We start from the raw sequence: 21,937 nt of genomic DNA on the forward strand, positions 1-21,937 counted from the left end.
CAAGGGAGAAAACAACAATGGCACTGCCTTCTAGCAAGTACATCGGCGCGGGCACCCCGATCTCCGTTACCGGCGGCGTCCTGGTCGCCGCGCCGAATGCCACGCTGCCGGTCTCCGCGGCGGATCCCATCGACACCGCCATCTTCAAGCCGCTCGGGTACGTGTCGGAGGACGGCATCGAATCCAAGGGCGAGCGCAAGATCGAGCAGGTCAAGGACTGGAACGCCGATATCATCGCGAACCTGCAGACCGAGCACTCGGTCCGGTTCGGCTTCACCCTGTACGCCGTGTGGGACAAGGACGTGCTGAACGAGGTGTTCGGTGCGGGCAACGTCACCCTCCTGACGGCGGCGACCCCGACCGCGGGCAACACCTACAAGATCACCGAGACCGGCACCGTGCTGCCGCGCCGCGCGTGGGTGTTCGACATGAAGAACGAGAACAAGAAGCTGCGGATCGTGCTGCCGAACGCCTCGATCTCGCAGGTCACCGAGCGGAAGTTCGTCTCGAAGGAACTGGCCGGTTTCACCGTCACCGTCGAAGCGTTCAAGGACAACGACGGCGTGAAGGCCTACCGCTACCTCGACGACGGCGTGCACACCGCCTGATAAAGCCCCCAGTGGCGGCGGGATTCAACCTACGCGCAGGCCCACCCGCCGCCGCTGGGCCCTACCAAGCGCCTGCGCACGCCAGTATTGATGAAAGGGTCTGCGAACCAAATGACTACTGCGCCTAATGCCGATAGCCTCGACAAGGTGAAGGACGACTTCGTCCGGACGGTGGGTGACGCTGAGATTCGACTCCCCTCCCTGTCGTATCTGAAGCCTGGCCTGATCCGCCGGATCCGTCGCATGCACGACATCGACGCCATGTACACATTGATCGAATTGACAGTCACCCCACAGGCTTTGGCCGCCCTGGACAACATGGATCAGGACGAATACCACGCGCTCCTCGACGAGTGGCGCGTCCATTCGGGGGTAGGCCTGGGGGAATCCTGAGCCTCGACGCCCTTCTCGAAGAGCACACCGAGGCAATCGAATACGACCTGATCGCCCTCGGCCTGCGCCTGCGCAGGTTGGCAACGGACGATCTCAGCTGGAGCGATCTGAAAGCGATCGTCAAATACGCGCCCCTGGACTCGGCCCTGGCTCGAGCGACGAAAGGCGCGGACCATCAATGGCAGTTGAGCGAGCATCTGCTCGCCGACGTCGCCGACTCACTACGCTGGCTGGTTTGGTCGAAAACCACAGCGGCACAGGATGGCCGGGACCGTCCCGTACCGATTCCGCGCCCGGGGGTGCGGCGCGCCGAACGGATCGGCACCGCAACCAGCATCGACGAGATGAACGGTTTCCTGACCTGGTAGTGCTGACCGGTCTCCGCCGTCACGACTGGCGACGGAGTTCGCCGGCCGGACTACGATTCGCTGCCGCTCGGCAGTTGCTCAGTCAACGCTCGCCGCACCGGAAGCGGCGGCGGGGTCAGCATCGAGGTGAGCTGTTCCCGGGTCAGTGCGACACGACGTGCGGGATCGGCGGAGAGGTAGTTGAGAGTGGACAGCAACGAGTTCGGTGTCACACCCCACATGGCTGGGATGATCTTCCACGGGCCGTCCTTCGAACGGCGCGGTGCCAGCCAGCGCGCGGGCGTGCGCCGGGGTGCCGGGCGCGCGATCATTTGATCGCGTCGGCATCGAATGGCGATCGCAGCGGCGCCACGCCCGTCGTCACTTGCCGAAATGGCGGTAATGGCCGTCCACGGAAATTCCCAGTCGCAATATCGGGTAGTTACCCTGATCTCGCCGGGAGACAGGGCCAGCTCAGCATTACGGCGTAGGCGCAACAGCGTGATCGTGACGAATACCGAGACCACCACGAGGGCTGTGCCGCCGAGTACGAGCTCGATATTCGCTTCGCGCGCGCCGATCCACAGTGCGGCCGCAGCGATGATGCCGAAACCGGCCACAGCCGATAACAGACGGAGGCGGGAGCGGGGGTATCGCAATAAGAAGGTCGTCGGCTGCTCGGAATAATGAACGGCCGGGGACAAGCCCGCTCGGAACGTGAACCCGGCGACGATCGCGATTACGCCGAGAGCCGCGATGAAGAGCGCGACAGGCACTTCCACCGAGCTATCGGTAGCTATCCCGATCGCAAAGCAGATCACCGCCACCGCCAGCATAGGTGCTGAGGCGCTGAGCCACCTCATGTCGGCGGCCTCCGGCCACGCACAGCTCCATCTGTAGTCCGGCGGGGTTCCGGAAATGCCAGGCGTCGCAGGCACGTTCAACGGGCCTGGCTCGAACTCGGTGGAAGATGCGGTGAACGGATCCATATATGACCTCGGATATTCCAAGCGCAATACTGCTGCCGATCTTACCGTGTGCATCGGCCTGCCCCACATCCTCTGGCGATTTCGGATGCGAGCGCGCCGGGACTCAGGATTGGCAACCATTTGGCTACTTGGACGTCGAGTCGTCCGTCCTGGGCCCGGGAAATTCAGTTGAGAAGAATTGGACGGTGAAAAGTGTCTCCGAATCCGCCAGGGTACGACCCTGTCAACGATCAAAACTTTCTGCGCGTAAATGGCCCATACACGCCACAGGCGGAGACAGCACGCGCAGCCGCTCGACAGCGTTTGAACGACTATGCGGCCACGACTTCCCCGGGTACGCCCGACGCGGGTAAGGCCGCTGCCCAGCAACGGCTCGACAGTCATGGGTCGTATGTGCAGAACGCCGCGGGTGAGCAGTCGCGAGACCAGCGCGCGGCAAACTTCATCGGGCCGATCGGTGGCGGCGGTGAATACGAGCGGGAGCAAGCGCAACAGCGGCTGAATCAGCACGGAATTCGGCAGGATCCAAAAGCTGCGACGCCGGGCTGGGATCCGCGGCTCACCTCGCCGGATAACAAGACATATTGGAACAATGTACTCGCCACGCATGTCGAGACGAAGAATGAGCCTTGGTACGGCGAGGGCACGTCCTACAGCATTGTCAAGGGTGCCGAGGGGATACCCATTCAGATCGATATCGCCGGTTCGCCGAATATTGGTCGTATTATCTTCAATCCGGATCGGTCGTGGACTATTATTCCACCGAATCCGAAGGCTCAGCCGAGTGTGCATGTGCCGTTCTTGATGGATGATATTTCCGGTGTACCGGACACGAATTCTGAGTTCTCGGTTCCTACCTCCGATGCGGCTGTACTGGCAACCAATGTTGGGATGACGATCGGTGTCGAGGGTCTGAGTAAAGGTGCGGACACACTCGGTCGTGCCATCCAAAATGGTGCGAATCCTGTGACCAGGGGGCTGTACTGGCTTTATGGTGATCAGATCGATGCGGTCCGCCCCTGGACACAATCAAGAGTGCCGTCGACCACGCTCCCGCTCCTCAGCAAGCTCGAGTACTCGAGGATGGGTGGGATAGTCGCCGCCCTCACCATCCCGCTGTCGGTTAATTCCGATATGCAGGGCGATGACCCTGACTCACTACAGCGTGCACTCGCTCGTGAAGTTCCGGCCGCCGGAGTCGGAATTCTGGCGTCTGCCGCAGTCGGCGCGGCGGTCGGGTCGATTGTTCCGGTCGCTGGGACGGCGGTGGGATTCGTTGCGGGTGCGGTCGCCGGTGGCCTGGCGGCCCTGGCGATGTCGAAAGGTATGAACCACCTGCTGCCCCGCTTCGCCGCAGGTGGTCTGGCTGCCGGATCCGGCAACTCCACCAGCGATGACATTCTCGCTTGGATCTCCAACGGGGAGTACGTCGTCAACGCGGCGTCGACTTCGCTTGCGCTGCCATTGCTTCAAGCGCTCAACGCGGGATGGGTGCCATCACCCGAATTCTTGCAAGGCATGCTTTCCGGGTCCGGTTCGCCCAAGACCCTTGCGGGATCTCCGGGTGTGCGTGCGGTGCAGGCGCAATCGTTGGAGTTACGTGGGGTAGCCCCGAGTAGCGAGGACGATGACTCCTTGCTCATGGCGGCCCTGCTCGGAGCCCAGTTGGGCGAGCTGGCGGCCTCCATTCTCGACCCACAGCAGCCCGCGAAGACATTGGAATTGCCTGGACCCGCTATCGCGCAACCGGCGGATTCGTCTGTGCCGCAGTTCAAACCGGTGCAGGTCAATCCGGATACGGTGCTCAGCTCTGGCCTCGGCGGCGCGCTGTCCGGCGCCCAGTCGGGTGCTGCCCAGCATGGTCTGGTCGGGGCGTTGACCGGCGGGATCTCCGGTGCGGCTTCGTCGATCGGTGGGACCATCGGGTCCGCCGCCGGCACTGTGATCGGTGCCGCGCTCGGACCGGTGGGTGCGGTGATCGGTCCGGTGATCGGACAGTTCCTCGGTTCGATGGCCGGCTCGAAGATGTCGGAGGTCGTGACGAAACCGATCGAGTACGCCGCCAATACGGCCAAAGAGGTGATCGGCAGCGGCTTCGGCCTGGTCGATCTGGCCAAAGGTCCCGGCGGGCATACCGCGCGGGGCGACATCTACAACTTCAACGGCATGGACCCGAAGAGCGCCGCCATCGCGGTGGAACGGGTGCAGCGGCGCCGGACGCTCGCACAGCAGCGCGGCGGCGGCCTCGGTCGATGAAACCGTGCACGACCCAATCCGAACAGGAGTTTCGATCATGACCAAGTTAACTCGCATCAATATCCCCGCTAGCGACGACTGGGCCACCATTCAGGTCCCGTCGGGCAGCGAACTCGTTTGGGCGGCATGGTTCTACGGCGGCTCAGTCGGCGGCCCCGGCCTTCCGCTTCCGGAGCCCAAAACCATCAGCACTTACTGGCGCAGTGAAGACTTTTCGTCGGGCACCGAGCCCTGCGCGATCCGCCGGGACGTCCTGCCCGACCCGGAATCACAGCACCCCGGCGGCAATGCGGGCGTCTACGGCGCTTCGTCGTTCATCACGGCGGCCAACATCTTCCTCTGGTGGAAAAAGGGCGCGCCGCTTCCCCAGTTTCCGAGTTCGACTCCGGCCGCATAGCCAGGCCGGTTATGGCCGCGCTGCGGCATTCATCAACGGAGAAGGGGCTACCTGTGACCCATCAACTACTCGAAGGCCACGACACCAAGATCGTCGTATGGGACATCAACGGCAGGGTGTGGCACCTGGCCGGTGTCAACGCGGGACGCGAAGGGGTCCGGTTGTCCAAACAGTCCGGATTCATGTTCGCACCAGTGCAATTGCTGGTTTCCGAGGGTGCCCGCCAGGACGGCGCGACGTTCCAGCGTTCGGTTCGTTCGAAGAAGGAATGGGACTTCCTGGTGGTGATCTCCGGGGGTGCGAACACATCGACCGTGCACCCGGTGCGCGACTTCCTGGCCGTGCACGACGCCTGGTTCCGCGGCTGGTCCACCGACCAGCCGGTGACCGTTGGCTACTTCACCAAGCATCAGGGCTGGCGGTTCCAGCAGGCGCAGCTCGACGGCGCGCCCGAACCGGTCGGCGACATCGATCCGGCGCGCAATGGTTTTGCGGCATACAAGATTTCGGCCACCGCGATGGATCCGCTCGAACGCCATTTCGACGAGACCTCGGTGTGGACCAATACCGCGGGCCTCAATGAAGGCATCGTGCGCGTTCGCAACGCCGCCGATCAGCCCGGGTGGGTCCGTTACACGATGAACGGGCCCGGTCGCTGGTCGATCCTGGATCCGGTAGAAGGTGATCGACTGCGTTTGGTCGACACGGTGACCTTGACGGCATACGAAACCCTGCGGATCGATACGCATCCGCGTCATCGCACGGCTCGGGTCTACCTGGAGGGCAGCAGCAAGGTCAGAAATGTGTGGGGTCAGCTGGCGGGCCGGCGTTGGCTCGCCGCGATACCACCGTGGAGTGCCACCGACCGGACGGTGCGGATCGAAGGCGGCACCACCCGATCGAGTCTGATCGCCACGATCACGCCGCGTTCGTCGAGGCCGTTCTGATGACGGCCGCCTGGGACCCGCAGTCCGCGTCGCTGCGGATGGACAAGATCGACCGGGACGAGCAGCGGGAAGTCAACAATCCTGAAGTGCTGGTTCGGTATTGGGACAAGTTCATGCAGGAGGTCGGCGAGGAGCACAGCTACCTCTCGCTGGAATTCACCTATCCACGCAACAGCGCGGGCGGCCTGAAGATGACCTGCCCGCGCGACATGGTCCACTTCGATCACCTCTTCAACAATGACGACGGCGAAGACGCCACCATCCCGATCACCGTGAACACCTCCGGGTTCCGCTGGGACGGCTACATCACCAAGGCCTCGATCGTGCGCGACGAGCAGGGCGTGGAGACGGTCGACATCGAGGCCATCCACTGCTGGAACCACATCGCCACGATCTGTTGCTGGGCAAGTCCTTTCGCGCCGATCCTGGCGCAGTTCCCGCGTCACATGATCCTGTTCGGCCCGGTGCGCACCATGATCACCACCTACCTGACGACGAACCTCATGAGGTTGCAGGCGCCGGGTTGGGTGCCCAAACAGCATGAGGGTGAGCCGGAGTGGGGCGGCATCGGCAACTCGCTGTTCCCGATCGCGGTGGTTCCGGTCGACCCGATGACCGATACCAGTCGATGGAGTGCGGCGTCGGCGCGGTTCGACATGGCGGACAAGCTGTTCGCCCCGATGCTCGAGGACTCGGGCGTCATGCTCACCGCGCGGTTCTTCCTGCCCGGCGAGGATGACCAGCCCGCGCCGGAGTGGTTCTACCTCGACAAGCCGACCGTGGTGCTCGATACCGTCGACAAGTCCGGCGTCACGGGCAATACCGGAACCTTGCTCGCGGGAATTCAGACGTGGCTCGAAGAGTTCTCCGACGACGGCACCACCCCGGTCCGTTACCCGAACTTCAACTCCATCACCGAATACGAGGCGGTGTACGGGGAGGCCGGAAAGTTCGGAACCTTCAAGAACTTTCCCTGGGTCTGGTACTTCGAGGGCGAGTACTCCGGTATCGGCAAGTCCGAGATCGCCTTGCACAAGCCCACTGCCACCGACATCATCATCGGCGGCCGTTCGCCCGGCTGGGTGAACGCGGGTATCGAACTCGCGATCAAAGGTCTGCTCTCGCTCGTCGGGTTGGACTGGCTGTATCGCGGCCAGCTCAACGATGTCTTCCTCGCCTGGATGGTGTACCGGGACATGGCACGCGTGAATCGCGCGGGGCCCTACGCGTTCCGCGAGTTGTACATCAGCGGTAGCGACAAGGCCTTCACCCTCGATGGTCTCGTCGCCGCGCGCCAGGGTTTGCACCTCACCCGCGGCTACACCAGCAAGCGGGTGACGGTCGAAGACAACGCGCCCTACATCCTCGGCAAGGACTTCGGCCTCGGCGACCAGATCGGATTCTCGCTCGAGAACCATATTTTCACCGACTACGTGACCGAGCTGACCTTCACCGACGACCGCGAATCCTCGGCGAAATGGCACATCGTCGTGGGCGACGGATCCGACGAAGAGGATTCGATCGTCAAGGCCTGGCAGCGGCTCGGCCGCGTTGCGAGCGCGATCAAGGATCTGGCCACCGACGTGGGCGCCGATCTCGACCTGCTCATCTTCTGACCTCCCTGTGGAGAGGAGAAATCATGGCGGACATCAGTTTTCCCGCCCGCATCACGGTAAATCGACAGTCGGATCTCGACGGTCTGCCTATCTTGACCGCGAAAGTCGCTGTCGCAGAGGAAAATGCCGGACTAGCGCTGCCCACCGGCCCCGCCGGTCGGCCCGGAAAACAGGGCAGGCCGCGCGCGACCTTCCAGAAGATGGGCGAAATCCCCGACGCCGCAGCCCGTCCGACCGGACTCGGTCCCGATGACCGCGGTAAATGGTGGCATCGCCGCGACGACGGCGGTATGGACACCTGGATCGGCACCGAGTGGCGGCACTCCCCGAATGCGGTTGGTGGACAAGGCCCGTCGGCTGCGCCGAACATCATCACCGGTGTCGAAACGACTAATAAGGCTCAGTATGTCAACCCTGCCGTCGAGTTCGTCGGTACTGGCGCGGCGCAGCAGCTGAAAGTCACTGTGCCGGCGGGCTTGCCAGGGGCCAGAGGTCCGGCAGGAACGTCGGGACAGATCTCGGGTTCGCCGGACTTCGACCAGAGCACCGTGCCGATGCACGGTGGGGTATTCGCGTACAACCGCGCGACCCAGAAGTTCCGCCCGCTGCCCGCTCCCATGGGGGTCGGCCCCTGGGTGTGGTACCAGGAAGACTTCGCCGCCGACCAGACAGGTGCTGCCGGCCAGCTCATCGGGGGCACTTTCACCGTCCCCGCGCAGCCGTTCGTCTGGCGTCCGATCGTCTACGGGCATATCGCCAGCTTCTGCGAATTCATCAACTCGCAGAGCGCGCAGCCGACGGTACGGCTACACCACGCGCAGGGCGTCAATGTCGCCATCGGCCCCGGGTCGGCGGGCGCGTACTTCTTTACTCCGCTCATGCCGGCCTACCGCGACGGGCAGGTGACCAAGACCTTGTCGCCGAGCTCTACCTTCGCCACGGTGCCGGCCGGCCAAGCGGCGAATCTTGTCGTGACGATCGATCGAAGCGGCGACGGTAACGCGTCCATCGGATACAAACGTGCACGTGCCTCGCTGGTCGTGTATGCCCAGCCCATCTGAATGAGGTGACATGTCCACCGTTGGTGAATACTTCCAATCCACCGTCATCCGGGGCATCGATGAGGGAGTCGGCGGTAGCGGACTCGTCCAGTCTTTGCACGGTAGCCCCAGCGACGCCTCGCTCGAGCTGGCGACCGGGACGCCCGGCAAGCGCGGCGACGCCGGCGAGTCTGCCCGAGCTTTCCGCTGGGAAGGCGATATAGAAGATCCGACCGCGCTCGCCGCGCTTGCCACCAAACTCGGACCGGCACAGGCGGGTAAGGCCTGGCGGGTGCTGCCCACCGACAAGTCGCCCGACACGTTGGTCTATTGGAATGGCACCGGTTTCGACAATTTCGTCGACGCGTTCGGCGCCGCGGGACCGGACGGTCAGTCGTGCACGGTGACCATCGGCGTGGTCGATACCGGACCGGTGGGCTCGGAGCTGCGCGCGACGATCAGCGGGACGCCGCCGAACCTGACGCTCGACCTCACCGTGCCGCGCGGGGTGCAGGGACTCGCGGGTGAACCCGGTCCGCCCGGCCCGCTCCGTCAGGCGCCGGACTACGCCGATGGGCCGCATATCGACCGGACCGTGCCGATGTGGGACGCGACCGTCGCCAAGTGGGTGCCACGGCCCTATCCGGGACTGCGTGGCCCCTGGTCGATCGTCGAGAACCAGGCGTGGGACGGCGGTGCGGGCTTCGCGGCCGCGCAGAGCAATGTCGGTACGAATCCGAATACTGTTGCTGTCCTGAATATTCCGGCGCAAGACACCGACTGGCGGCCCTACATCACCGGTGGTGTCGTGGTGGCGGCCGGCGACGCGAGCGAAACCCGCGTCGATGCCGAGGTGCGCCTCGGCTCGGCCGGCGGCCAGATCGTCGCCCTCGGGTCGGGCTGGCCGTCGGGAGTATTCGGGCACAACCGATTCCAGCCGTATTTCGGCGCGCGAATGACCCCGGAAAGCACCGTGGGTATGGTGCCCGCCGGTCAACCGGCCGCCTTGTATGTCGTCCTGCGGCGGAACGCGGGCAGCTCGAACTACAGCTACACCGCGGCAGGCGCGCAGATCGTGTGCTGGGCCCGTCCGGTCGGCAAGACCCAGTGATCAGCGCCGCGAGTTTGGAGTCAGAACAGTGACAAACGACCCCATCGTCTACGAGGACGATGTCATGATCACCATGCGCGGCGTCAGCGACTCGATCGGATTGCCCAACACCGTCAATCCCGTCGAGCTCGTCGATCGTGAGGTCCTGATCGAACTGCGCGAAGGTCCGGCGGGGCCGGACGGTCCGGAGGGCGCGCCCGCGTGGCCATGGGAGTGGCAGGGCGATGTCGCCGATCTTGCCGCGTTGCAGGCACTGCACCTGACGACGTCGGATGTGCACAAGGCCTGGCGCGTAGTCTCGGAAAACGCCGTCTACTTCTGGACCGGCATGGAGTTCATCGCCTTCGGCACCGCGTTCCGCCAGCCGGGCCGGCGTGGAAAGCCCAACCGGCTCATAGGATCCGGCGTGGCCGGTGCCGCGGGAACCGCTGCGGCGGCGCAGGTCACCGGGACCGCGCCCGGTCAGCAGGTGATGATCACGTTCCCGCGGGGCGAGACCGGCGATGTCGGCGACCCCGGCGTGGCCGGGCGGATCCAGGACGCGGTGGACGTCGTCGTCGATCGAGACCATCCACTCGCCCAGGACCATGTGCTCGCCTGGAATGTCGCGGCAGGCAAGTTCGTGCCCATCGCGCACCCGCGCCGGACCGGGCCATGGGCGATCGCGCAAGCCCAGTTCAACGGGGGAGCCAACCTCGTCGACAAGGAGAAAACCCTTGCCGCCATTACGATCCCCAGTCAGCCGGTGCCCTGGCGCCCGATGGTGGAAGGCTGGGTGAACGCGGCGAACCGTGGCCCACGCGGCCGAACCCAGTGCGATATCGAAGTCCGCATCGGCGCCGACGGTGACGTGGTCGGCCGGGGGCACGGGTTCTCCGATCCCAGCTTCGGCGGTGTGATTATCTCGCCCGAGTTCCAGTACCCGCTGTCCCCGGCGACGCAGCTCGGGATAGTCGCGGCGAACCAGACCATCACGCTGCACGTCATCATCAAGCGTATTCGCGGCGACGACCCGTACGAGGTCAAGGTCGAAGACGCGAATCTCATCGTCTACGCACAGCCGATCTGAGTCGGTCGTCGCCGCGGTGCAGCGCTTTATCAGACTGCGCCCCTGAACTTTTCACCCCGACCGGGCGGTTCGACGCCGGTCGCCCCGATTCCTTCGCATGCCGAATCCGGCTGCTTGCTGTTCGAAAGGCATTGATCCATGGCCGAGCTGCCTCCGTTGAAGTACGGAAAAGTCGTCGGGCGATTTCTCGCCAATGTCATCGACGGCGCCGATGTCGAGGACCTGCCCGAGTTTCTTCCGCTGAGCGGTACGGTCACGTTCAGCGCCGACGCGCCGAAGGTGCTGGTGGCGGGGGCGCGGCCGCCGGCCACCTACGTCCAGCTGCCCAAACACTATGAGTGCCAGCTGAATCAGTTCGGCTTCCTGACCTGGCGCGGTAAGCCGGGTGTCCGGTTGGTCGCGCCGAGCGCCGCGACGAATCCGTCGCAGTGGACCTGGCGGGTGTCGTTCGACCTGTCCTACGACGGGGCACGCGTGCCGATGGACTCCTTCAGTTTCGTTGTGCCCGAGTATATTCCGGGATCCGATCCGGTCGATCCGGACGCCGGATCGACCGGCCTGGTCGATCTCACGCTCGCATCGCCGGTACCCGCATCGCCGGGCAACGCGGTCGTTGCCGGTCCGCGAGGCGAGGGCCTCAAGATCGACGGCCAGGTCGCCACCTACGCCCAGTTGCCGCCGAGTCCCGCGGAGGGCACCCAGTATGTAGTGAAGTCGGACGGCCTGCTCTACGTGTTCCACGCGGCGGGCGGCGGCTGGCTGCCGAACGGGCAGGGCGTCATCATCCGCGGTCCGGCCGGTGCCGGCGACTGGGCCGGAATCACCGGCAAGCCGGCCACCTTCGCGCCGATCATCGGTGCGACGGCGACCACCGCGGTGGCCGGCGACGACCCACGCCTGACCAACCCGCGCACCCCGACCGCGCACACGCACACCGCGAACCACATCACCGACTCGTCCACGCTCGGTCGTTCGCTGCTCACGGTGGCCGATGCCGCGGCGGCACGCACCGCGATCGGCGCCATCGCCGCCACCGACCCGCGTCTCACGGACAACCGCACGCCCACGGCCGCGGGGCAGGCTTACGACATCGCGTTCAAGTCGCACAGCGGAACCCGTGCGGCAGGGCCGGGCAATGTGATGCCCGAGGGTTTGCGTATCGAACGCAAGATCAACGTCAGCTCGGTGACCTATCGTGGCGAAACCCAGGGTGCGGGCAATCTGGTCGTCGAAATCCGGAAGAACGGCGCCCCCGTCGTGCCGAGCTCGGCGGCGACCATCATTGCCGCCAATCACACCGGGGACACGACGATTACACCCGCTACGCCGTGGCTGTTCGAGCAGAACGACCGGATCACCGTGTTCGTCACCACGCTCGACACCACCCCGGGTAAGGGACTGCAGGCGAGCCTGAAAGGGATGACCGCGTGACCCTGAACATCGTCACCGGCGGACCGATACCGGGCGTATTGATGGGTATCGACAAGAACAACAGCACCCTTGTCGCAGACGCGAAGAAGACCACTGCGGTGGTCGGCTGGGTGGTTCGTCCCGGCTATCCAGGAACGGTACTGGACAACAATGCGCTGGTCATCGACATTGCGGCGAGTGGGGTCGTGCGCGCCCAGGTCACGTTGACCGGCGGATGGCAGACCAGTAGCAGCCTGTGGGCCCAACTCGTTCGCAATGGCACCGAGGTCGCGAGTGCCGAATTCGCACAGGGGCAGGCCGTCGGGACGATCGCCCAACAGACGATCACCGTCGCGCCGGGCGACCGACTCGCGTTGAACATGGTCAACAGCCACTTCCTGTACGCCGCGACGGTGCAGTCCGGCCCCGGCACCTATCTCGTCTTCGAGCCCGCTTCCTGAAAGTGATTCCCTTATGCCGTTCCATATTGTTGGTGGGGTCGCACCGATTACGACGGTGCCGATGGGTATGGACCTCAGTACTGACCGGGTGGTCATCAGTGATGACGGTGGGCTCTTCACGATGGATCTCGGTGGCTGGACGGCGCGCGCCGGATTCCCGAACACCGCGATCAGCGGCAATGTGCTCGTCGCGAACGGTGCGGGCACCGCTACTGTCCGCTGCCGCGTGCAATTGACGGCACCTTGGACAAGCAACAGCCGACTGCTGCGAATCATATTGCTGAAGAACAACATTGAGGTCAACAGCGCCGATTTTACCGTCAACACCTCGTCACTCACCCTCGGTGACATCTCGCTCGCGCTGGTATCCGGCGACCGGATCGGCGTGCGCGTGGCCACCACCGACGAGCGCGGCGTCACCGTGCAGTCGGGCGCGAACACCTACCTGTACTACGACGCCTGACCTTCAGCTTTCCAGAGAAAGGCAGGACAACCATGTCTTGGACCGGCGATCCGGTATGGCTCGCGGAGGTGCTCCGCGATGCGGGCCTGCGGGTGGTGGAATTCCCCGGTTGGCGCGAGCGCGGACACGGCGACTTCGGCGAAATATGGGGCATCGTCGCCCATCACACCGGCGGCTCGACCACGCCACCGACCGAAATCGCCTATGGAATCCCCTCTTTGGCAGGCCCGCTGTCGCAGTTGCATCTGGCGCAGGACGGCACGGTCACCATCGTGGCGGTCGGTGTCGCCTGGCACGCCGGAGCCGGCTCGTGGCCGGGTCTGCCCGAGGACAACGCGAACTTTCACACGATCGGCATCGAGGCCGCCAACAACGGCACCGAGGGCTGGTCGGACGAGCAATACGACGCCTACGTCGGGATATGCGCCGCGATCCTGCGCAAGCTCGGTCACGGAGCCGATCGGGTGATCGGCCACAAGGAATGGGCCGGACCCAAACAAGGCAAGTGGGATCCCGGCGCCATGGACATGGACCATTTCCGCGCCGATGTCGCGGAACGAATGAAAGGCAGTGCACTGATGGCACTTTCGGATATGGAGCAGCGTGAGTTGCTCGACAAGCTGCGCCGGGTGCACTTCGAGTTGACCTACGGCTTCCAGTCTCGGGTCGCCGACTCGGAATACCGCGACACGGTGGCGGGCTATGTGCTCAATTCCGATGCCGCCGACTACCGCAACGAACAGCGGCTGAAGGCGCTCGAACTCAAACTGGACCGGCTGCTCGCGGCGGCGGAAGGGCGGATCTGATGTCTACCAACAGGATTCCCGAGCCCGCGCTGGTCCGTTCGGTGCTGGTCGCCGTGACGGGTGTGATCGCCTTTATCGTCGGCCACCAGATCGATACCGGGTGGATCGAGGCGGTGCTCGCCGTGTACGGGCTGCTCACCCCGGTGCTCGCCGGATTACTCATCCGACCGGCGGTGACCCCGGTCGACCGGCGGGAAGGCAGGCTATGAATGGCCGAGCATTGGATGAATCCCGAACTCGTGCAAGCCTTCGGCATCGCGATCGCCACCGTTATCGGCGCGATCACCGCCTGGCAGGCGCGTGAGGTCGGCAAACTCCGTACTCGCGTCGACGTACTGGAAACCCAAGCGGCAGACGACAAGAGGCGCTTCCGGGAGGCGATCCGGCTGATCCGTGCGCTCCAGCAGCACATCGACGAATTGCGCGGCTTCCTCCGCCTGCACGTGCCAGGGCAGGAACCGCCGAAGGCCCGCTACAAGATTCCGTCCTCGCTCCAAGAGGAAATCTGAATCTGGGCATAGTCGCTGAGTGTCGTTGCGGTAGCGAGGTATTCCGCGCTACCGGTTGAGCGCGATGCGAGTCCACGGCTACCGTGCTGTCCATGGACGCAGACACCGCGAATACGCACGCTCGCCGGAGGTGGGGCATAGCTGTCGCGTGCATTATCGGCGGCGTGGCAGCGGTGGGGGGCATTGTCTGGTGGTTCACACCGGAGAGCGAGCCGGCCACCCGCCTCGGCACTGTTCGGGTGGCCGGGTTCGAGAAGGTGGCAACGGAGGGCTCAACCGACGCGGTCCCTTCGGCCGCAGCACTTTTCGTCGGGCCATCGGTCGATGATGTGAGCCGGATCATTTCCGCGCCTGGCCTTACCGTGACCCTCTTGCCGCCGCGCGCGCCCAGCCCGCCGCGCCCGGATCCGCTGCCCGGCGAGCGCGCCTACGTGTGGGCCCCGATCGCTGCCGGTCGATGGAGCAACGGGTGTGCACTGGAGATCCGCCGGGAGTTCGAAACCCCTTACCACGAAGAAAAATTGACGAAGGCTCAGATCGCAGGCATGAAAGACGGCTCCGTGTACCTGCTCCGCATGACTGCCACCTGTGGCGAACGGTAATTTCGTGCCGTACGCCGACTGGCTCTGATCCCTTGGTCGCGACCGACAGATAGGGACAGTGCAACATGGCCGATATGACGTACACCTGGGATAGTCCACCCCCTGAATTCAAATGGAAATATGAGGGGAATGGCGAGGCGGAGCTGGAAGGGCGGGTGCCCGCCTGGGGTCAGGATTCCGTGAAATATGGCAGCGCGGCCGGGGTGGATCCACGACTGGTCATGGCCATTGTGTATAACGAAGGTGGCGATACGCCACAAGCGCTGCGGCCGGGGTTGGATCTCGGCCGTGAAACTGTCCCTCGCGGAATTCTCCCTGGCCCGGGCGGCTCGGACGGTAATTCCCTGGGTTTGACGAATATGAAGAAGCCGACCTTCGAGAAGCTGAAGGCAAAATACCCGAAGGAGTTCGGCGACAGCGAATGGTCCGATCTGATCGGGAACGATCATCTCGCCATCAAAGCGACGGCTTGGAACCTGAGGCGCCTGAAAGACGAGTTGACGCCGGAGATCCCGGCTGCGATGAAGGCTCGATACAGCCTCAATCAGATTCTGGCTGCGGGCTACAATTCGGAGGCGAATTTCTATACGCCGGATGACGGCTACCTGCGCAAGGGTGCACTGGGCGATCACGTTTCTGCCTACGTGGTCAAGGCGATGGACTCGTTCAACCGAGCGGACAGTGCGCTGGGCAAGATGTACACGTGGAAGGACGTGGTCGCTCCCGGAATGCCGAGCAAGAATCCGATCATCGACCCCAACGATCCCAACAGTCGCATCGTGGATATACCGCCGACCGGCGGATACCCGAACTCGAACAATCCTGGGTATATCGCTGGGCAAGTGGGGGTTCCGGTGCTACCGCGAATCGGGCCGAACCAGCTACCCGTCTCGGCACTGCTGGGCCGTGCCATCGCACCTAGGCTGCGAGATCCCGGTGTGCGATCGGATCTTCCGCTGGTGCAGGCCCTTAACCACGACGCGAATACACTGGCTGAGCTTGCCTTTCCACAATCTGGATTGGCGTCCACACTCGAGCTCCTCCGCCCGATCGGCAACGGAGGTCCGGTCGATCGGGCGATGAAGATCAATGTATCCACCCCCGAAGTCGATACGGCCTTTCAGAGGGCGAGGATTTGGGATCAGCAGCGCGCCCTGACCTACGGTGGTCGTTGGGGTTAGTCGCCGGTACGACAGCATCCGGTATCGCAGGGCGGTATTCGGAGGATCGGCCGTCGATGTTACATGCATTCCGTATGTGATGAATCACAAATTAGCCGGTGGATTGCTGGGTTCGTGCGTTTCATTCGGTTGATGAATTTCCCCGAGCACGATTGTATGCTCACTGTTTGCTGCATCTATCATTCGATGTCATATATCGTCGATGTCGAATGTCTATTGCACCGTATATCGGGCCGGTCGCCAGCGGCTATAGTGCCTGCCCCCGACGGCATTGCCGGTAGAAATTGGGTCATAGCCTGGCTATACGCTAGCTTACGCTTTGAAAGTTGTATGACCTTCGACTTGCAATCGATGAGCAATCAAATGGCGGAAATCCGCGATGGCTGAATGGTCGCTGGATGCTGAATCTGCGTGATAGAACTGGCCTCGGTCGATACCAATGGGGTTTTCGGCCAGGGAAGATTCTGTAAAGGAAACAGCTGAATGAGCAAAATGCGTGTGTTCGGGATCGTGCTGGCCGCGGCGGCCGGCGTCATCGTCGCCGGGTCGGGTTTGGCTACCGCCGGTGCGGCACCGGCCATCACGGTGGAGCCGGGTATCACGGTGCAGCCGGTGATCGGTGTCGGTGAGCCGGATCCGACCGGAACGGGCTCGAGCAAGGCCATCACGGACCTCGTCAAGGCGCTGTCGAGCGGCTCGGCGGGCGCCAAGTAGTTCGTCGAAGAGATAGCGATACAGCCCCGCGTACTGCTGGGGATGGACGGCGGGGCGTCCAGAATTTTACGAAGCGGCCCGGAGCGATCCGGGCCGCTTTGTCGTATCCATGACCCGCTCACCTCGGTGGGCGCGGAGGTCGTCGGCGTTTGCTGAAGGTTCACGCTTTGCCGGGATTCGGATCGGTCATATCGGGCGGTGGTTCGCGATGGCGGGACCCAAGATCTGAGCCGCAGTCTTGGTCGAAGGCATAAAAATGCTGTTGACCAGCGATGACCCTTTACAAATGAGCTACCTGACACATGGTGAATGCGTGCACCGCCGGGCATCAAGTCATACACTTGACCAGTTAGCTGGTGAGATTCCGACGATGAAATCTTGCGCTCGGCGTATGCGATGGAATTGATCCTTCTGCGCTTGGTGGTGATCCGGTGGCCAATGCTCGCGTGATGGTCAAGGCTTGGTGGCACGATCAGGCCGATTACAACTGGCTGGCGCGCGCCCTCGACTCGCATGCGGCAGTGCACTGGACCAAGGTGATCGTCGGCGCGGGCGGCGTGGTGCTCGCCGGCATCGCCGTCCTGGTGTTGGCCTCCGACACGGGTCCGCCCAGCGAGATCGGCCGGGCGCTCGACTGGATCATTGCCGCGTTCGCACTGTTCTGGGCCGTGCGCTGGTGGTTTCTGCCATGGCCGAGCCGGGTCGAATCACTGGCGCTTTTCGCGGCCGCGGACCTGGCGATCACGGTGGCCTGCCTGCAGGAAGCGAATCGGGTGTACGGCGCGCTCGGGGTGATCCTGCTGGTCGTCACGGGCGGCTATCTGGCGGTCATGCACAACGCGAAGGTGCTGGCGGTGCATGCCACCTGGACCGTGCTTTCGGTGGTGGCGTTGACGATCAGCATGGTGGCGGTGGGTGGCGATCCGATGGTCGGCCTGGCGATCGTGCTGATCTCGGTGGCCGCAGGCGTCGTGCTGCTGCCCTCGATGCAGTTCTGCTACTGGGTGTTGCGCCAGGACGCGATCACGGATCCGTTGACCGCGCTGTTGAATCGTCGTGGCCTGGAACTGCATCTCGCGAAGGTGGGTGCGCCGGGTTGCCGGACGCCGACCTGTGCGATCGCGCTGGATCTCGATCGGTTCAAGGACGTCAACGATCGCTTCGGGCACGGGGTGGGCGACGAGGTGCTGGTGCGGACCGCGAAGCGGCTGCGTGCCGCGGTGGGCGAGCGGATGGTGGTGGTGCGCACGGGTGGCGAGGAGTTCGTGCTCTTCGGTCACCTCGGCGTGGAGACGGCGCGGGCCCAGGCGGAGTTGGTGCGGCGCGTTGTCGCGGAGCCGGAGCCGGTGCGGCGCTCGGCCGAGCCGGTGGAACCGGTGACGGTGACCGCGAGCATCGGCGTGATGGTGGTCGACGACGCCTGGCTGCCGCACTCGGTATTGATCCAGCGTGCCGACACCGCCATGTATCAAGCCAAACAGCTCGGCGGCAATACGGTCGTCATCGACGAACTCATCGAATCCAGCGCTGCCTGAACACAAAAACGGCCCGGAGTGATCCGGGCCGTTTTCGTCGTAGGTGCGTCAGAACGCCGCTTCGTCGAGCTCCATGATGTCGTTGTCCAGGTTCGACAGGATGGTGCGGACCGAGGTCAGCTCCGGCAGCATGTTGCGCGCGAAGAACTGCGCGACCGCGACCTTGCCCTGGTAGAACGACTCGTCGGCACCGGTGGCGCCGTTGTCGAGCGCCTTGATGGCGATCTCGGCCTGCCGCAGCAGCTGCCAGCCGATGAGCAGATCGCCGACGGCGAGCAGGAAGCGCACCGAGCCGAGGCCGACCTTGTACAGCTCGGACGGGTTCTCCTGGGCACCCATCAGGTGCCCGGTGAGCGTCGCGGCCATGCCCTGCACGTCCTCGAGCGCGGTGGCGAGCAGCTTGCGCTCGCCCTTGAGCCTGCCGTTGCCCGCTTCGGTATCGATGAACTTCTGCACCTGGCCGGCCACATGGGCCAGCGCGACACCGCGGTCACGGGCGATCTTGCGGAAGAAGAAGTCCTGCGCCTGGATCGCGGTGGTGCCCTCGTACAGCGAGTCGATCTTCGCGTCGCGGATGTACTGCTCGATCGGGTAGTCCTGCAGGAAGCCGGAGCCGCCCAGGGTCTGCAGCGATTCGGTCAGGTACTGGTAGGCCCGCTCGGAACCGACGCCCTTGACGATCGGCAGCAACAGGTCGTTGACCCGGTCCGCGAGATCGGCGTCGGCGCCCGAAACCTGCAGGGCGACATCGGGATCCTGGTGCGCGGCGGTGTAGAGGTAGATCGCGCGCAGGCCCTCGGCGTAGGCCTTCTGGCTGGCCAGCGAGCGACGCACGTCGGGGTGGTGGGTGATGGTGACGCGGGGCGCGGCCTTGTCGGTCATCTTGGTCAGGTCGGCACCCTGGACGCGCTGCTTGGCGTAGTCGAGTGCGTTCAGGTAACCGGTCGACAGGGTGGCGATGGCCTTGGTGCCGACCATCATGCGCGCGTTCTCGATGACGTCGAACATCTGCGCGATGCCGTTGTGCACCTCGCCGACGAGCCAGCCCTTGGCCGGAATGCCGTTGCCGCCGAAGGTGACCTCGCAGGTGGCCGAGACCTTCAGGCCCATCTTGTGCTCGACGCCGGTGACGAAGACGCCGTTGCGGTCGCCGAGTTCGCCGGTCTCGTGGTCGAAGTGGAACTTCGGCACGAAGAACAAGGACAGACCCTTGGTGCCGGGGCCTGCGCCCTCGGGGCGAGCCAGCACCAGGTGGACGGTGTTCTCGAACATGTCGTCGGCGTCGGCCGAGGTGATGAAGCGCTTGACGCCCTCGATGTGCCAGGTGCCGTCTTCCTGCTTGACGGCCTTGGTGCGACCAGCACCGACGTCGGAGCCCGCGTCGGGCTCGGTGAGCACCATGGTGGCGCCCCAGTCGCGGTCGATCGCGATCTGAGCCCACTTCTTCTGCTCGTCGGTGCCGTTGTTGTGGAAGATGGTGTTGAAGCCGGGGCCTGCGGCGTACATGTACGCGGCGGGCTGGGCGCCGAGGATCAGCTCGCTGATGGCCCAGTGCACGGTGCGCGGCACGCCGAGTCCACCGAGCTCCTCGGGGATGCCGAGCTTCTCCCAGCCGCCTTCCTGCATGGCGCGGAAGGACTTCTTGAACGACTCGGGGATCGCGATGGTGTGCGTTTCCGGATCGAAGACCGGCGGGTTGCGGTCGGCGTCGGCGAACGACTCGGCGAGGGGACCCTCGGCGAGGCGACGTACCTCGTTGAGCATCTCCTTCACGGTGTCCGTGTCGAGGTCGCCGTAGGCGTCGCCGTCGATGATGGACCCGAGACCGAGGACCTCGAAGAGGTTGAACTCCAGGTCGCGGACGTTGCTCTTGTAGTGACCCATGTCAGTACTCACTCTCCGTTGAGTTGGTGCGGTCGGTTGGTTGACCGTTCCCGCCCGTTTCTCGTCTACCGGTTCGCCGGCCCGCGTAGCGACTGCTTGCAGGTCGCTGGAAGCGATCAGCCGCATGCTACTGGCGGGTAACTTACGATCTATATTACCGGTCGGTAATGGACTGGCAAAGGCTGGAGCGTGAATGTGACGCGAAAAACAGCGGCGCGCGCTGTGTCACGAGTTGACACGCCGAAGCCGAGTTACGGTGAACCGTGCGCATCGAGACGAGTGCCGGACCGGCCGAGATCGAGCTCGACCGGCCACGCAAGCCCACCTTCCTGCTGCTCCTCACACACGGCTCGGGCGGCGGCGTCGAGGCGAAAGACATCCTGACCGTGCGCGATGCCGCGCTCGACCTCGGCGGCGCGGTGGCCAGAGTGGTGCAGCCCTACCGGGTCGCCGGACGGCGCGCGCCGGGCTCGGCGGTCAAGCAGGACGAGGCCTGGCTCGAGATCGTGGCCGCGCTGCGGACCCGGATCAAGAAGGTGCCGCTGATCCAGGGTGGGCGAAGCAACGGCGCCCGGGTGGCCTGCCGCACTGCGGTCGCGGTCCAGGCGCGCGGGGTGATCGCGCTGTCGTTTCCGCTGCATCCGCCGGGAAAGCCGGAGAAGACTCGGCGCGAGGAACTGCTCGACGCGGGTGACATCGAGGTGGTCGTCATCAACGGCGGCAGCGATCCGTTCGGCATCCCGGATGCCGCCGACGCCGCGGAGGTGCGAGTGATCCCCGGCCAGCCGCACTCGTTCCGCACCGGCTTCGACGTCATCGCCGACACCGTCACGCCGTGGTTGCAGCGGTGGAGTGCGTAGTCGGAGCTGTCACAGCGCAGTCGGGACTATCTCACGAGGCCGGTTCGATCTCGTCCGATTCGGTGGCCGCGCGGGTGGCGATGACCAGGGCGTCGATGGCGTCGCGGCCTTCGGTGGGGCGGAAGACGCGCTCGGCCAGCTGGATTCGAATGCGGTGGTCGGCGATGGCCTCGCCGAGGTCGGCGACGATGTCGTCCGGGGTGAAGAGGACGGCGGGATTCTGCGGACCGCCGTAACCGTCGGTCAGGTTGGTGCTGTCGTGACCGAGCACGAGCAGGGTGCCTTCCGGGACCAGCAGGTCCGCGGCCCGGCGGACCACCTTGCTCCGCTGGTCCGCGGGCAGATGTAGGAAGACCATCAGGACCAGCTCGAACGGACCGGTGATCTCGGCCGTATCGAAATCGGTGACGTCCGCACACTGCCAGCTGACGCGGCTGCGCACCGACCGGGACAGCCGGGTGGCGATGGTGCGGCCCTTGTCGACGCCGACCTGCGAGAAGTCGACGGCGTGCACCTGCCAGCCGTGGGTGGCCAGCCACAGGGCGTTGCGGCCCTCGCCGCAGGCCAGGTCCAGCGCGCGCGGCAGCTCGGGCGCTTCGCCATCGGGGCCGTCGGGCCGCAGTGGAGTCCGTCGTTCGAGTCCGAAGACGTGCTCCACCACGGTGCTGTTCGGCGGTGCGCCCCAGACCAAGTCGGTTTGGGCGTAGCGCTCGTCCCAGTCGGTCGCATCCATGACCGC

At 64.6% G+C, this 21,937-nt stretch carries 24 protein-coding genes; 21 read left to right on the plus strand and 3 right to left on the minus strand.

The window, feature by feature from the left end:
* The first annotated feature begins 17 nt into the window (after window positions 1–17).
* From ACIBK2_RS27895 to ACIBK2_RS27905, 3 genes are all read left to right on the plus strand, one after another.
* Window positions 18–608 carry a hypothetical protein gene (locus tag ACIBK2_RS27895; RefSeq protein WP_396971260.1) on the plus strand — a complete coding sequence of 197 codons (591 nt, stop codon included), beginning with the start codon at window positions 18–20 and terminating at the stop codon, window positions 606–608.
* A 111-nt stretch (window positions 609–719) separates the two neighbouring features.
* Entirely contained in the window at window positions 720–1,001 is a 282-nt protein-coding gene (locus tag ACIBK2_RS27900) for a hypothetical protein (protein WP_396971261.1), read from the plus strand.
* Window positions 962–1,369 (plus strand): DUF5361 domain-containing protein, encoded by a 408-nt coding sequence (locus ACIBK2_RS27905; RefSeq protein WP_396971263.1) that lies wholly within the window; start codon window positions 962–964, stop codon window positions 1,367–1,369. Before ACIBK2_RS27900 ends, ACIBK2_RS27905 begins: the two co-directional genes overlap by 40 nt.
* 50 nt (window positions 1,370–1,419) lie before the next feature.
* Here ACIBK2_RS27905 and ACIBK2_RS27910 read toward each other — a convergent pair whose 3' ends face one another.
* The gene (locus tag ACIBK2_RS27910; protein WP_396971265.1) at window positions 1,420–2,337 is read right to left on the minus strand and encodes a hypothetical protein; all 918 of its coding nucleotides are present in this window, start codon (window positions 2,335–2,337) and stop codon (window positions 1,420–1,422) included.
* A gap of 1,083 nt (window positions 2,338–3,420) precedes the next feature.
* On the opposite strand from ACIBK2_RS27910, the gene ACIBK2_RS27915 reads away from it, so the two are divergent.
* The 17 genes from ACIBK2_RS27915 to ACIBK2_RS27995 all read left to right on the plus strand — a co-directional run bounded on the left by ACIBK2_RS27915 (window position 3,421) and on the right by ACIBK2_RS27995 (window position 18,454).
* On the plus strand, window positions 3,421–4,593 hold the full coding sequence (locus ACIBK2_RS27915; protein WP_396971266.1) for a glycine zipper domain-containing protein: 1,173 nt from the start codon (window positions 3,421–3,423) through the stop codon (window positions 4,591–4,593).
* 37 nt (window positions 4,594–4,630) lie between these two features.
* Window positions 4,631–4,990, plus strand: a complete 360-nt coding sequence (locus ACIBK2_RS27920) for a hypothetical protein (protein WP_396971267.1) — start codon at window positions 4,631–4,633, stop codon at window positions 4,988–4,990.
* Between the two features lie 53 nt (window positions 4,991–5,043).
* Window positions 5,044–5,937, plus strand: coding sequence for a phage tail protein (locus ACIBK2_RS27925; RefSeq protein WP_396971269.1), 894 nt, complete (start codon window positions 5,044–5,046; stop codon window positions 5,935–5,937).
* Window positions 5,937–7,553, plus strand: coding sequence for a phage tail protein (locus ACIBK2_RS27930; RefSeq protein WP_396971270.1), 1,617 nt, complete (start codon window positions 5,937–5,939; stop codon window positions 7,551–7,553). Before ACIBK2_RS27925 ends, ACIBK2_RS27930 begins: the two co-directional genes overlap by 1 nt.
* A gap of 23 nt (window positions 7,554–7,576) precedes the next feature.
* Entirely contained in the window at window positions 7,577–8,614 is a 1,038-nt protein-coding gene (locus ACIBK2_RS27935; protein ID WP_396971272.1) for a hypothetical protein, read from the plus strand.
* Between the two features lie 10 nt (window positions 8,615–8,624).
* Window positions 8,625–9,704 (plus strand): hypothetical protein, encoded by a 1,080-nt coding sequence (locus ACIBK2_RS27940; RefSeq protein WP_396971274.1) that lies wholly within the window; start codon window positions 8,625–8,627, stop codon window positions 9,702–9,704.
* 28 nt (window positions 9,705–9,732) lie between these two features.
* The gene (locus ACIBK2_RS27945; protein ID WP_396971276.1) at window positions 9,733–10,773 is read left to right on the plus strand and encodes a hypothetical protein; all 1,041 of its coding nucleotides are present in this window, start codon (window positions 9,733–9,735) and stop codon (window positions 10,771–10,773) included.
* A 138-nt stretch (window positions 10,774–10,911) separates the two neighbouring features.
* A complete protein-coding gene (locus tag ACIBK2_RS27950) occupies window positions 10,912–12,204 on the plus strand; it encodes a hypothetical protein (RefSeq protein WP_396971278.1) in 1,293 nt (430 codons plus the stop codon).
* Window positions 12,201–12,644 (plus strand): hypothetical protein, encoded by a 444-nt coding sequence (locus ACIBK2_RS27955; RefSeq protein ID WP_396971280.1) that lies wholly within the window; start codon window positions 12,201–12,203, stop codon window positions 12,642–12,644. Before ACIBK2_RS27950 ends, ACIBK2_RS27955 begins: the two co-directional genes overlap by 4 nt.
* A gap of 67 nt (window positions 12,645–12,711) precedes the next feature.
* On the plus strand, window positions 12,712–13,107 hold the full coding sequence (locus ACIBK2_RS27960; protein ID WP_396971282.1) for a hypothetical protein: 396 nt from the start codon (window positions 12,712–12,714) through the stop codon (window positions 13,105–13,107).
* A gap of 32 nt (window positions 13,108–13,139) precedes the next feature.
* Window positions 13,140–13,913: an N-acetylmuramoyl-L-alanine amidase gene (locus ACIBK2_RS27965; protein ID WP_396971284.1), complete on the plus strand. Its 774-nt coding sequence runs from the start codon at window positions 13,140–13,142 to the stop codon at window positions 13,911–13,913.
* On the plus strand, window positions 13,913–14,122 hold the full coding sequence (locus ACIBK2_RS27970; RefSeq protein WP_396971286.1) for a hypothetical protein: 210 nt from the start codon (window positions 13,913–13,915) through the stop codon (window positions 14,120–14,122). The genes ACIBK2_RS27965 and ACIBK2_RS27970 overlap by 1 nt, the downstream gene beginning before the upstream one ends.
* Window positions 14,123–14,422, plus strand: a complete 300-nt coding sequence (locus ACIBK2_RS27975; protein ID WP_396971288.1) for a hypothetical protein — start codon at window positions 14,123–14,125, stop codon at window positions 14,420–14,422.
* A 92-nt stretch (window positions 14,423–14,514) separates the two neighbouring features.
* The gene (locus tag ACIBK2_RS27980) at window positions 14,515–15,024 is read left to right on the plus strand and encodes a hypothetical protein (RefSeq protein WP_396971290.1); all 510 of its coding nucleotides are present in this window, start codon (window positions 14,515–14,517) and stop codon (window positions 15,022–15,024) included.
* A gap of 65 nt (window positions 15,025–15,089) precedes the next feature.
* Window positions 15,090–16,205, plus strand: a complete 1,116-nt coding sequence (locus tag ACIBK2_RS27985; RefSeq protein WP_396971292.1) for a hypothetical protein — start codon at window positions 15,090–15,092, stop codon at window positions 16,203–16,205.
* A 483-nt stretch (window positions 16,206–16,688) separates the two neighbouring features.
* Window positions 16,689–16,919 carry a hypothetical protein gene (locus ACIBK2_RS27990; protein ID WP_396971294.1) on the plus strand — a complete coding sequence of 77 codons (231 nt, stop codon included), beginning with the start codon at window positions 16,689–16,691 and terminating at the stop codon, window positions 16,917–16,919.
* A 431-nt stretch (window positions 16,920–17,350) separates the two neighbouring features.
* Entirely contained in the window at window positions 17,351–18,454 is a 1,104-nt protein-coding gene (locus ACIBK2_RS27995; protein WP_396971296.1) for a GGDEF domain-containing protein, read from the plus strand.
* 48 nt (window positions 18,455–18,502) lie between these two features.
* On the opposite strand, the gene ACIBK2_RS28000 is transcribed toward ACIBK2_RS27995, so the two are convergent.
* The gene (locus ACIBK2_RS28000) at window positions 18,503–20,338 is read right to left on the minus strand and encodes an acyl-CoA dehydrogenase (RefSeq protein ID WP_396971515.1); all 1,836 of its coding nucleotides are present in this window, start codon (window positions 20,336–20,338) and stop codon (window positions 18,503–18,505) included.
* 263 nt (window positions 20,339–20,601) lie between these two features.
* Between ACIBK2_RS28000 and ACIBK2_RS28005 the strand changes: the two genes are divergently transcribed.
* Complete coding sequence (locus ACIBK2_RS28005) at window positions 20,602–21,198, plus strand: alpha/beta family hydrolase (protein ID WP_396971298.1); 597 nt, start codon at window positions 20,602–20,604, stop codon at window positions 21,196–21,198.
* Between the two features lie 31 nt (window positions 21,199–21,229).
* Here ACIBK2_RS28005 and ACIBK2_RS28010 read toward each other — a convergent pair whose 3' ends face one another.
* Window positions 21,230–21,931: a class I SAM-dependent methyltransferase gene (locus ACIBK2_RS28010; protein WP_396971300.1), complete on the minus strand. Its 702-nt coding sequence runs from the start codon at window positions 21,929–21,931 to the stop codon at window positions 21,230–21,232.
* Window positions 21,932–21,937 lie beyond the last annotated feature (6 nt).

The organism is Nocardia sp. NPDC050175 (genome assembly GCF_044459885.1).
Taxonomy (GTDB): Bacteria; Actinomycetota; Actinomycetes; order Mycobacteriales; family Mycobacteriaceae; genus Nocardia.

Bases quoted from the DNA above. Each gene is read 5' to 3' on its own strand.
- ACIBK2_RS27895 (WP_396971260.1), top strand. From the start codon at position 18: ATGGCACTGCCTTCTAGCAAGTACATCGGCGCGGGCACCCCGATCTCC.
- ACIBK2_RS27900 (WP_396971261.1), top strand. From the start codon at position 720: ATGACTACTGCGCCTAATGCCGATAGCCTCGACAAGGTGAAGGACGAC.
- ACIBK2_RS27910 (WP_396971265.1), bottom strand. From the start codon at position 2,337: ATGGATCCGTTCACCGCATCTTCCACCGAGTTCGAGCCAGGCCCGTTG.
- ACIBK2_RS27915 (WP_396971266.1), top strand. From the start codon at position 3,421: ATGGGTGGGATAGTCGCCGCCCTCACCATCCCGCTGTCGGTTAATTCC.
- ACIBK2_RS27920 (WP_396971267.1), top strand. From the start codon at position 4,631: ATGACCAAGTTAACTCGCATCAATATCCCCGCTAGCGACGACTGGGCC.
- ACIBK2_RS27930 (WP_396971270.1), top strand. From the start codon at position 5,937: ATGACGGCCGCCTGGGACCCGCAGTCCGCGTCGCTGCGGATGGACAAG.
- ACIBK2_RS27935 (WP_396971272.1), top strand. From the start codon at position 7,577: ATGGCGGACATCAGTTTTCCCGCCCGCATCACGGTAAATCGACAGTCG.
- ACIBK2_RS27940 (WP_396971274.1), top strand. From the start codon at position 8,625: ATGTCCACCGTTGGTGAATACTTCCAATCCACCGTCATCCGGGGCATC.
- ACIBK2_RS27950 (WP_396971278.1), top strand. From the start codon at position 10,912: ATGGCCGAGCTGCCTCCGTTGAAGTACGGAAAAGTCGTCGGGCGATTT.
- ACIBK2_RS27960 (WP_396971282.1), top strand. From the start codon at position 12,712: ATGGACCTCAGTACTGACCGGGTGGTCATCAGTGATGACGGTGGGCTC.
- ACIBK2_RS27965 (WP_396971284.1), top strand. From the start codon at position 13,140: ATGTCTTGGACCGGCGATCCGGTATGGCTCGCGGAGGTGCTCCGCGAT.
- ACIBK2_RS27970 (WP_396971286.1), top strand. From the start codon at position 13,913: ATGTCTACCAACAGGATTCCCGAGCCCGCGCTGGTCCGTTCGGTGCTG.
- ACIBK2_RS27975 (WP_396971288.1), top strand. From the start codon at position 14,123: ATGGCCGAGCATTGGATGAATCCCGAACTCGTGCAAGCCTTCGGCATC.
- ACIBK2_RS27980 (WP_396971290.1), top strand. From the start codon at position 14,515: ATGGACGCAGACACCGCGAATACGCACGCTCGCCGGAGGTGGGGCATA.
- ACIBK2_RS27985 (WP_396971292.1), top strand. From the start codon at position 15,090: ATGGCCGATATGACGTACACCTGGGATAGTCCACCCCCTGAATTCAAA.
- ACIBK2_RS27990 (WP_396971294.1), top strand. From the start codon at position 16,689: ATGAGCAAAATGCGTGTGTTCGGGATCGTGCTGGCCGCGGCGGCCGGC.
- ACIBK2_RS28000 (WP_396971515.1), bottom strand. From the start codon at position 20,338: ATGGGTCACTACAAGAGCAACGTCCGCGACCTGGAGTTCAACCTCTTC.
- ACIBK2_RS28010 (WP_396971300.1), bottom strand. From the start codon at position 21,931: ATGGATGCGACCGACTGGGACGAGCGCTACGCCCAAACCGACTTGGTC.